This window comes from Pseudomonas sp. SDO5532_S415 (assembly GCF_054071155.1).
In genome coordinates this window covers 21226-31869 of sequence record NZ_JBSVWS010000049.1, presented here as the reverse complement: position 1 = coordinate 31869, position 10644 = coordinate 21226, and the positions used below count along the sequence as shown (strand labels likewise).

9 protein-coding genes and 1 pseudogene are annotated in these 10644 nt (G+C 59.4%); 7 read left to right on the top strand and 3 right to left on the bottom strand.

Features of this window, described 5'->3' with window-relative positions:
• Positions 1–94: 94 nt before the first annotated feature.
• From ACW9HW_RS13880 to ACW9HW_RS13870, 3 genes are all read left to right on the top strand, one after another.
• Positions 95–1690 (top strand): GMC family oxidoreductase N-terminal domain-containing protein, encoded by a 1596-nt coding sequence (locus ACW9HW_RS13880; RefSeq protein ID WP_457400343.1) that lies wholly within the window; start codon positions 95–97, stop codon positions 1688–1690.
• A gap of 115 nt (positions 1691–1805) precedes the next feature.
• Positions 1806–2285, top strand: a complete 480-nt coding sequence (coaD, locus tag ACW9HW_RS13875; protein WP_040071510.1) for a pantetheine-phosphate adenylyltransferase — start codon at positions 1806–1808, stop codon at positions 2283–2285.
• A 181-nt stretch (positions 2286–2466) separates the two neighbouring features.
• The gene (locus tag ACW9HW_RS13870) at positions 2467–2718 is read left to right on the top strand and encodes a YfhL family 4Fe-4S dicluster ferredoxin (protein ID WP_003176712.1); all 252 of its coding nucleotides are present in this window, start codon (positions 2467–2469) and stop codon (positions 2716–2718) included.
• 152 nt (positions 2719–2870) lie between these two features.
• Here the strand turns inward: ACW9HW_RS13870 and ACW9HW_RS13865 are convergent.
• The 3 genes and pseudogenes from ACW9HW_RS13865 to ACW9HW_RS13855 all read right to left on the bottom strand — a co-directional run.
• A pseudogene (locus ACW9HW_RS13865) lies at positions 2871–2969 on the bottom strand (multidrug transporter); the annotation flags it as partial.
• Between the two features lie 17 nt (positions 2970–2986).
• Entirely contained in the window at positions 2987–3799 is an 813-nt protein-coding gene (mutM, locus tag ACW9HW_RS13860; protein ID WP_457400342.1) for a bifunctional DNA-formamidopyrimidine glycosylase/DNA-(apurinic or apyrimidinic site) lyase, read from the bottom strand.
• Positions 3792–4601: an HDOD domain-containing protein gene (locus ACW9HW_RS13855; protein ID WP_171017128.1), complete on the bottom strand. Its 810-nt coding sequence runs from the start codon at positions 4599–4601 to the stop codon at positions 3792–3794. The genes mutM and ACW9HW_RS13855 overlap by 8 nt, the downstream gene beginning before the upstream one ends.
• Before the next feature lie 232 nt (positions 4602–4833).
• Between ACW9HW_RS13855 and ACW9HW_RS13850 the strand changes: the two genes are divergently transcribed.
• From ACW9HW_RS13850 to ilvD, 4 genes are all read left to right on the top strand, one after another.
• Positions 4834–6030 carry a class I SAM-dependent rRNA methyltransferase gene (locus ACW9HW_RS13850; protein ID WP_008065056.1) on the top strand — a complete coding sequence of 399 codons (1197 nt, stop codon included), beginning with the start codon at positions 4834–4836 and terminating at the stop codon, positions 6028–6030.
• Between the two features lie 253 nt (positions 6031–6283).
• Positions 6284–7480, top strand: coding sequence for an MFS transporter (locus ACW9HW_RS13845; protein WP_457400340.1), 1197 nt, complete (start codon positions 6284–6286; stop codon positions 7478–7480).
• Between the two features lie 205 nt (positions 7481–7685).
• Positions 7686–8144, top strand: coding sequence for an REP-associated tyrosine transposase (locus ACW9HW_RS13840; protein WP_457400338.1), 459 nt, complete (start codon positions 7686–7688; stop codon positions 8142–8144).
• 491 nt (positions 8145–8635) lie between these two features.
• Positions 8636–10477, top strand: a complete 1842-nt coding sequence (gene ilvD / locus ACW9HW_RS13835) for a dihydroxy-acid dehydratase (protein ID WP_095196341.1) — start codon at positions 8636–8638, stop codon at positions 10475–10477.
• Positions 10478–10644: the final 167 nt, after the last annotated feature.

Sequence of the window (10644 nt, the reverse complement as noted above, 5' to 3'; positions counted from 1 at the left end):
AGAGCGATGTGATCCATTGTGGGAGCGAGCCTGCTCGCGAAGGGGGCCGAATGAGCACCGCTGATTCAAACCATAACAACAAGAGAACCTGAAGATGCCCGTACCCGACCCGTTCCGCGAAGGCATGGCCCGTGGCTGGAAAACCCATGACGGCTCCCGACTGACCCAGGACCTGACCCTCGAAGCGGATGTGGCAATCATCGGCAGCGGCGCCGGCGGCGGGACCACCGCTGAAATCCTCAGCGCAGCCGGCTACAAAGTACTGCTGATCGAAGAAGGCCCGCTCAAGACCAGTAGCGACTTCAAGCTGCTCGAAGATCAGGCCTACGCCAACCTCTATCAGGAAGGCATCGGGCGCATGAGCAAGGACGGCGCGATCACCATCCTCCAGGGGCGGGCGGTGGGCGGTACCACGTTGATCAACTGGACCTCCAGCTTCCGCACGCCCGAGTCGACCCTGGAGCACTGGGCCCAAGAGCACATTGTGAAGGGTCACAGTACGGCTGAAATGGCCCCGTGGTTCGAGAAAATGGAACAACGCCTGGGCATCGCGCCGTGGATGGTTCCACCCAACGCTAACAACGATGTGATCCGCAAGGGCTGTGAAAAACTCGGTTACAGCTGGCACGTGATCCCGCGCAATGTGCGCGGCTGCTGGAACATCGGTTACTGCGGCATGGGCTGCCCGACCAACGCCAAGCAATCGATGCTGGTCACCACCATTCCCGCCACCCTGGAAAAGGGTGGCGAGCTGCTGTACCTGGCCCGTGCCGAAAAACTTCTTATCAGCGGTGACAAGGTCACTGGACTGCAATGCGTGGCGATGGATGAGCGCTGCGTCGAGCCCACCGGTCACCGCATTACGGTCAAGGCCCGGCATTACGTGCTGGCCGGCGGCGGGATCAACAGCCCGGCACTGCTGTTGCGCTCCAACGCGCCTGATCCGCACCAACGGCTGGGCAAACGGACCTTTCTGCATGTGGTGAACATGTCCGCGGGGCTGTTCGACGAGGTGATCAACCCGTTTTACGGGGCGCCGCAGTCGATCTATTCCGACCACTTCCAATGGCTGGACGGCACCACCGGCAAGATGGGCTACAAATTGGAGGTTCCGCCGCTGCACCCGGCGTTGGCAGCGACACTGCTCGGCGGTTTCGGCCAGGAGAATGCGCAACACATGGCCAACCTGCCGCACACCCACGCCATGCTCGCGTTGCTGCGCGATGGTTTCCACCCGGACAGCCCCGGCGGCAGTGTCGAACTGCGGGGGGACGGTACGCCGGTACTCGATTACCAGGTTTCACCCTATGTCTGGGAGGGTTTGCGCCGGGCGTTCCACAGCATGGCCGAGATCCAGTTCGCCGGTGGCGCCAAAGCCGTGATGCCGATGCACGCTGATGCGCACTATGTAAAAAGCCTTGGCGAAGCGCGCAAATTGATAGACGGCCTCAGCCTGGAGCTGTTTCGCACGCGGCTGGGCAGCGCCCATGTGATGGGCGGTTGTGCCATGGGCGAAGACCCGAAAACCGCCGTGACCGACAGCCTCGGCCGGCATCATCAGCTGGGCAATCTGTCGATCCACGACGGCTCGCTGTTCCCCACCAGCATTGGCGCAAACCCGCAATTGTCGGTCTACGGCCTGACGGCACAGCTGGCGACTTCTCTCGCTGAACGTTTAAAAAACCCATGAAAACGACGAACATTCTCATCGTCTATAGTGCTTTCTTACCCAACAGGCGACTTGGCCGACCGGTAATGCTGCGATACCATCCGACTCCCCAACGCACTCCCGCCAGGACGACGCGATGAACCGAGTGTTGTACCCAGGTACCTTCGACCCTATTACCAAGGGCCATGGCGATCTGGTCGAACGCGCCGCGCGCCTGTTCGATCACGTGATCATTGCTGTCGCCGCCAGCCCGAAGAAAAACCCGTTGTTTCCTCTGGAACAGCGTGTGGAGCTGGCCCGCGAGGTCACCAAACATTTGCCGAACGTTGAAGTCGTCGGCTTCTCCACACTGCTGGCGCATTTCGCCAAAGAGCAGAACGCCAACGTGTTCCTGCGTGGTTTGCGCGCGGTCTCGGACTTCGAGTACGAGTTCCAGCTGGCCAACATGAACCGGCAACTGGCCCCGGATGTGGAAAGTCTGTTTCTAACCCCTTCCGAGCGTTATTCGTTCATTTCCTCGACGCTGGTCCGTGAAATTGCAGCGTTGGGCGGTGATATCACCAAGTTCGTGCACCCTGCGGTGGCGGATGCCCTGACCCTGCGATTCAAGAAGTAATTCTTCTGTAACTGTGGGAGCGAGCCTGCTCGCGAAGGACGTTAACGGTAACGAGGGCCGCCTGGAAGAACGGGGCGCCCTCTCGTTCATCGCCAGCATGCTGGCTCCTGCAGCGCCAATGCGGCACAATTACACGCATTGATTTATTGCGCCCGGGCCTGCCGCCCTGGCTGGAGTTAGCATGTCCCTGATCATCACCGACGATTGCATCAACTGCGACGTCTGCGAACCCGAGTGCCCGAACGCCGCCATTTCCCAAGGCGAGGAGATCTACGTGATCGACCCGAACCTGTGCACACAGTGCGTCGGCCACTACGATGAACCGCAGTGCCAACAGGTCTGCCCGGTGGATTGCATTCCGCTGGACGAAGCCCATCCGGAGACTCAAGAGCAGTTGATGGAGAAGTACCGGAAGATTACCGGAAAGGCGTGAGACCTCAATTGTCTGTGCCGACGCTTTCGCGAGCAGGCTCGCTCCCACATTTGATCTGTGTTTTTAATCAAAAGTGAAAACACCCTGGATCTACTATGGGAGCGAGCCTGCTCGCGAAGGCGTCATCAGCTTCACCCAAGATGTAACTGACTTTACTCCCGCTGCTCAAACCCCTCCCCGATACACCCCAGGCACCGCGCGAACGCCGCTTTCGCCGGGTCGACCACCAATGCTGGCCCTGCGCCCCCCACCCTAGACCGTCGGCGTTTCAGCTCTGGCAGCGCGGGCAAAAGACGCTGGCGCGCTGCCCGAGCTTCACTTCGCGCAATTGCGTACCACAGACTTTGCAGTGCTCGGCACCCCGGCCGTACACGAACAGCTCCTGCTGGAAGTAGCCCGGCTGACCGTCACCCCCGATAAAGTCCCGCAGCGTGGTACCGCCGCGCTCGATGGCGGCGGCCAGGATGCGTTTGATTTCGATCGCCAGCTTCAGGTAGCGCGCACGGGAAATACTCTTGGCCTCCCGCCGCGGGTCGATACCAGCGGCGAACAGCGCTTCCGTCGCGTAGATATTGCCGACGCCGACCACCACCGCGTTGTCCATGATGAACGGCTTGACCGCCATCGAACGCCCGCGAGACAGCTGGAACAAGCGTTCGCCGTCGAACAGGTCGGTCAGCGGCTCCGGCCCCAGGCGAATCAACAGTTCATGATTGAGCGGGTCGAGACTCCAGAGCATCGCGCCAAACCGGCGTGGGTCTGTGTATCGCAGGGCCAGGCCCGACTCCAGTTCGATGTCCACATGCTCGTGCTTGGCCGCGGGCAGGCCGACTTCCACCAGACGCAAATTCCCCGACATGCCCAAATGGCTGATCAAGGTGCCGACTTCAGCATTGATCAGCAGGTACTTGGCGCGCCGCTCCACCAGCACGATGCGCTGGCCGGACAGGCGCACATCAAGATCTTCGGGAATCGGCCAGCGCAGGCGGCGATCACGCACGATCACCCGGCTGACGCACTGTCCTTCCAGGTGCGGGGCAATGCCACGGCGGGTGGTTTCGACTTCTGGCAGTTCAGGCATGGAGGTCGCGGATCGTCTGTTTGAGGGTCTCGAAATCGTAGTCCGAGAGGCCGACGTAATCGAGCACCAGATGCGCGATGCTGTTCCACTCATGGTCTTCGGTCTGGTTGCCCAGCACCCGGTAGGACGCACAAATGTGTTCGGCCATCTTCAGGATCGCCAGCAGGTTCTTCAGCGAGCTGTTGCGCGACGACTCATCGCTGAAGATCGCCAGGGCATTGTGGTGATTGGCGATTGCAGCCGTGACGTGGTCCGGCAGGCGCCAGGATTTGGCCGTGTAATAGCCGACCACCGCGTGGTTGGTGTTGAACGCCTGGTTCTCGGTGTCCACTACCCGGCAATCGGGACCGGCGTTGGCGTAGGCCTGTTCCAGCACCGTCATGTATTCGGGAAAACGCTGGAGCATCAGCGGCACGCCACAGTCGTGGAACAGGCCCAGGGCGTATGCTTCGTCGCCGGCCTGGACCCCGATGCGCTTGGCCAGGGTCAGGCAAGTCATCGCGACGTCCTGCGCGGTGTCCCAGAAACGGTTCAAGGTGACGATGGTTTCGTCGTTCATCTCACCCTTGATCGACTGCGCGTTGATCAGGTTGATGATCGAGCGGCTGCCCAGCAGATTCACCGCGCGCTGGATCGAGGCGATCTTGTTGGTCAAACCGTAATACGGCGAGTTGACGATTTTCAGCAAGGCACCGGAGAGACCCGGGTCCTGGGAAATCAGCTTCGCGATCACGTCCAGATCCGGGTCGGGCATGTACTGCTCCATCTGCAGATCCACCATGATCTGCGGCTGGGCCGGCACGCTGATGCCTTGCAGGGATTGCTGGATTTGTTCGGGAGTCAACTCTTGGGACATAAGTACACACTCTGGGCCAGGCGCAGATTCTAGCTTCTAAACGTTGGATCCGACACCTTGGCCGGTCCATCGGCTAAAGTTTCATCTAACGCTGAACCTGACTCACCGCATGTCTATCCACAACGCCGTGGCCTTGCGCAACACGCTATACTCCCGCTCTTTTTTCCGGAGCGACGTCATGTCCCTGCCTAGCCTGCGCCTCAAAGCCAACGCCGACCGCCGTCTGCGCAACGGTCATTTGTGGGTCTATAGCAACGAAATCGATGTAGCGGCGACCCCTTTGCACGGTTTCAAGGCCGGCGATCAGGCGATCCTCGAAGCCGCCGGCGGCAAGCCGCTGGGCATCGTCGCCATGAGCCCGAACAACCTCATCTGCGCCCGTCTGCTGTCGCGCGACATCAAGTTACCGCTGGACAAGTCGCTGCTGGTGCATCGCCTGAACGTGGCCCTGTCGCTGCGCGATCGCCTGTTCGACAAGCCGTTCTATCGCCTGGTCTACGGCGATTCCGATCTGCTGCCGGGTCTGGTGGTCGACCGCTTCGGCGACATCCTGGTGGTGCAGATCGCTTCGGCGACCATGGAAGCCCACAAGGACGACGTGATCGCGGCGCTGACCCAGGTGCTCAAGCCGAGCGGCATTCTGTTCAAGAACGACTCCGCCGCCCGTGACGCCGAAGGCCTGAACCGCTACGTCGAAACCGTGTTCGGCCTGGTGCCGGAATGGGTAGCACTGGAAGAGAATGGCGTGAAGTTCGAAGCACCGGTCATTCAGGGCCAGAAAACCGGCTGGTTCTACGATCACCGCATGAACCGCGCACGCCTTGCACCGTATGCCAAGGGCAAGCGCGTACTGGACCTGTACAGCTACATCGGCGGCTGGGGCGTGCAAGCGGCGGCGTTCGGCGCCAGCGAAGTGTTCTGTGTCGACGCATCGGCCTTCGCCCTCGACGGCGTCGAGCGCAACGCCGCGCTGAATGGCTTCGCCGAGAAAATGACCTGCATCGAAGGCGATGTATTCGAAGCCCTCAAAGAACTGAAAGCCAGCGAAGAACGCTTTGACGTAATCGTGGCCGACCCGCCGGCGTTCATCAAACGCAAGAAAGACATGAAAAACGGCGAAGGCGCCTACCGCCGCCTGAACGAGCAAGCCATGCGCCTGCTGACCAAGGACGGCATCCTGTTCAGCGCCTCCTGCTCGATGCACCTGCCGGAAGACGACCTGCAGAACATCCTGCTGACCAGCGCCCGCCACCTGGATCGCAACATCCAGATGCTGGAACGCGGCGGTCAGGGTCCGGACCATCCGGTGCATCCTGCCATCCCTGAAACCCGCTACATCAAGAGCATTACCTGCCGGTTGCTGCCAAACAGCTAACAACACGGATCTCCTGTAGGAGCGAGCTTGCTCGCGAAGATCGTCAACGATAACGCTGAAAGCCTGACACCCAGCGGAGTCTTTGGGTTTATCGTGAGCAAGCTCGCTCCTACGGGGCTATTTCCTTCGGAATAATCCCGCATCAAAACGAGAAACTCCCTACAGCGCTTTTGATTGTATTCCCTGCGTCCCAGACTAGTATCGGTTTCTGGATTCAAGCATGACCGCTTGATCACTCCGGAAAACAAAAACAATGTCTGAGTCCTCTTACCCTGCTCTAAGTGGCGACCTGAAACGCCAACGGGCCTCCCGCTTTATCCTCATTACCAACATCTCGTTAATCAGTTTTTTCCCGCTGAATATCCTCCTGCCTTCTATTCCTGCCTTGGCCGAGGAATTCAACACTTCAACCGCAGAAATCGCCCTATCCACCAGCCTCTTCACGTTGGTTTTTGCGATTTCTCAATTAATAACCGGCCCGCTCTCAGATAAGTGGGGGCGTAAGAAAGTTCTTCTTGGTTGTATTGTTGTTTCTACGCTCGGCTCGATAGGGTGCGTGCTGGCTACGGACTATCCGGGCTTCCTGCTATTTCGCGCCATCCAGGCAATCGGGTGTGGTTTCTTTGTGCTGGGTCATGCACTGGTGGAAGACTTGTTCGAAGAACAGGATCGGGCCCGAGTGCGAATTTACTACATGACACTGAGCGGCTCCTTTGTTGCACTGTCACCGCTATTGGGATCATGGTTGCAAACCACGTTCGACTGGCAGGGAAGTTTTTATGGTTTTGCGCTCATGGCGCTCGGCATGTTCATCCATGCCCAAGTAATACTGCCCTCCAAAGCAGTCAGCCATCAAAGAACATCCGTTTCCGTGCTACGCACGCTGAAATCCATTGCTGGAAATCGAGACTTCATTCGCTACTGGTGGATTGCCGCATTAGTATTTGCTTGTTATTTCGCATTGATCAGCGTAACGCCGCTGATTTTCATGGATGAGTTCAAGCTATCCGAATACCAGTACGCGCTGGTGCTTATGGTGTATGGATTGGCCTATTTCCTTGGCGGGATAGTTGCCAGCGCCGTGCAGAAACATATCTCCCTCACGCTGCAAATCAACACCGGGCTTGGATTGCTGGGTGTCGCCGGTGTGTTGTTAGCATTGATCGTCCGTTATGAAGCGATGACAACTATCACCCTGCTTATACCGATGCTGATCAGTGCTCTGGCAGTCACCCTGGTGCGACCTGCCGCTATTTCCGCAGCGATGTTGCTGTTTTCAAACAGCGCTGGAACGGCAGCCTCTGCGGGCAATAGCATTATGTTCATCACCGCCGCGCTCAGCAGCGCTGCGCTCGCACAAGCCGGGGACAATTTGCTGATGACCATCGCGGTTAGCTTCATCGCCTTCAGCCTTTGGGGGTTGCTGACGAATGCCAGGATAGGGCACTGACTGCAGGAGCAGCCTGTCGACGCTTGGTTGCTCGCGATGATCGTCAACGATAACGCGGGATACCTGGCGCCCCGCGGCGTTCTCCGGTTCATCGCGAGCGAGCTCGCTCCTACAGGTGCATGACACATCCTGATCCATTGTCGTAACGCCAACCTCCCGCCCCACGCCTACCGTTTCTCTTCCAATCTCTGAAGAGGACAACGGAATGTCCAGCAAGCCAAAAGCCCATCGATTACGTAGCGGCCGCCACTCGGAACCCGGTCGCATCTATCTGCTAACCGCAGTCACCCATGAACGGCAACCGATCCTCAATGATTTGTACGTTGGACGCTTGGTAGTGAGCGAATTCAGAAGAGCTCATGAAGCCGGCAATGCCACCTCAATAGCCTGGGTTGTCATGCCGGATCACTTTCATTGGCTGGTTGAATTGCACAACGGTGATTTGCCGAAACTGATGCAAGCGGCCAAATCCAGAAGTGCTCGCGCCATCAACCAGCAAAGAGGTCGCCACGAAACGCTATGGCAAAAGGGTTACTTCGACCGAGCCCTGCGTCGCGAGGAAGATCTAAAAGCCGCAGCCCGATACATCATCGCCAACCCTCTGCGGGCCGGACTGGTCACTCACGTAGGTGACTACCCGCTATGGGATGCCATGTGGCTCTGACACACCACCAAACCTGTAGGAGCGAGCTCGCTCGCGATGGTCGTCAACGATTACGCTGTCAGCCTGACACCCCGCGGCGTTCTCGGGTTCATCGCGAGCGAGCTCGCTCCTACAGGATGCCATCTGGCTCTAACCCACCTTTGTAGGAGCGAGCTCGCTCGCGATGGTCGTCAACGATAACGCTGGCAGCCTGACACCCCGTAGCGCTCTCAGGTTCATCGCGAGCAGAGCTCGCTCCTACAAAGGGCTGTCCGCACGTCTTGTGAATGCTGCCGCCACGCTTGCGGGCATTCCCTCCAGCCGCCAGCCGTGTAGAATCGCGACATTCATCGCCAGTCATCCCCCGGCGGGTTTATGAGCTCAAGCTGAAGCGCGCGGCGATCCCGCAAAGTTATCGGCAGCTTCCGGACACACGGCCATTTCCGGGTGATCCAGACGTCAATAGAAGCTCACTTCCCTTTTGATACCTGATTAGCCGCCCGGAGTGCTTCATGCCTGATTACCGCTCGAAAACATCCACCCATGGCCGCAACATGGCCGGCGCCCGCGCACTGTGGCGCGCGACGGGGATGAAAGATGACGACTTCAAAAAGCCGATCATCGCCATTGCCAACTCCTTCACCCAGTTCGTACCGGGCCACGTCCACCTCAAGGACCTGGGTCAACTGGTCGCCCGCGAGATCGAACGCGCCGGCGGTGTGGCAAAAGAATTCAACACCATCGCGGTCGATGACGGCATCGCCATGGGCCATGACGGCATGCTCTATTCGCTGCCGAGCCGCGAGATCATCGCCGACTCCGTCGAGTACATGGTCAACGCCCATTGCGCCGACGCCATTGTCTGCATCTCCAACTGCGACAAGATCACCCCGGGCATGCTGATGGCTGCCCTGCGCCTGAACATCCCGGTGATCTTCGTATCCGGCGGCCCGATGGAAGCCGGCAAGACCAAACTGGCCAGCCACGGTCTGGATCTGGTTGACGCCATGGTGATCGCCGCCGACTCCAGCGCTTCTGACGAGAAGGTTGCCGAGTACGAGCGCAGCGCCTGCCCGACCTGCGGTTCGTGTTCCGGCATGTTCACCGCCAACTCGATGAACTGCCTGGTCGAAGCCCTGGGCCTGGCCTTGCCGGGCAACGGTTCGACCCTGGCCACCCACAGCGACCGTGAGCAGCTGTTCCTGCAGGCCGGTCGCACCATCGTCGAGCTGTGCAAGCGTTACTACGGCGAGAACGATCAGTCGGTGCTGCCGCGCAACATCGCCAACTTCCAGGCCTTCGAAAACGCCATGACCCTGGACATCGCCATGGGCGGTTCCACCAACACCATCCTGCACTTGCTGGCCGCCGCCCAGGAAGCCGAGATCGATTTCGACCTGCGCGACATCGACCGCCTTTCGCGCAACGTGCCGCAACTGTGCAAGGTCGCGCCGAACATCCAGAAGTACCACATGGAAGACGTGCACCGTGCCGGCGGGATCTTCAGCATCCTCGGCTCCCTGGCCCGTGGCGGCCTGCTGCACACGCAGTTGCCGACCGTGCACAGCCGCAGCATGGAAGAAGCCATCGCCAAGTGGGACATCACCCAGACCGACGACGAAGCGGTGCATCACTTCTTCAAGGCCGGCCCTGCGGGCATCCCGACGCAAACCGCGTTCAGCCAGTCGACCCGTTGGGAAACCCTGGACGACGACCGTGAAAACGGCTGCATCCGCAGTGTCGAGCACGCCTATTCGAAAGAGGGCGGCCTGGCCGTGCTGTACGGCAACATCGCGCTGGACGGTTGCGTGGTGAAAACCGCTGGCGTCGACGAGTCGATCCACGTGTTCGAAGGCAACGCCAAGATCTTCGAAAGCCAGGACAGCGCCGTGCGCGGGATCCTCGCCGACGAAGTGAAGGAAGGTGACATCGTCATCATTCGCTACGAAGGTCCGAAAGGCGGCCCGGGCATGCAGGAAATGCTCTACCCGACCTCCTACCTGAAATCCAAGGGCCTGGGCAAAGCCTGTGCCCTGCTCACCGACGGTCGTTTCTCCGGCGGCACCTCGGGCCTGTCCATCGGCCACGCTTCGCCTGAAGCCGCAGCCGGTGGCGCGATTGGCCTGGTGCAGGACGGCGACAAAGTGCTGATCGACATTCCGAACCGCTCGATCAACCTGTTGGTCAGCGACGAAGAACTGGCTGCGCGCCGCGTCGAGCAGGACAAGAAAGGCTGGAAGCCGGTGGAAGTGCGTCCACGTAAAGTGACCACTGCCCTGAAAGCCTACGCGCTGCTGGCGACCAGTGCCGACAAGGGTGCAGTGCGGAACAAGGCGATGCTTGACGGGCTGTAAGCGTCGATAGGCAGAAATTAAAATGCCCCGCCAAAGTGCGGGGCATTTTTTTGCCTGACCAAAATATCTCAAACACTGGAGATCTAATGTGGGAGCGAGCCTGCTCGCGAAGGCGATCGCATGAACACCAGAATCTTTACCCGCCTATGACACTCTTTCACCTTTAA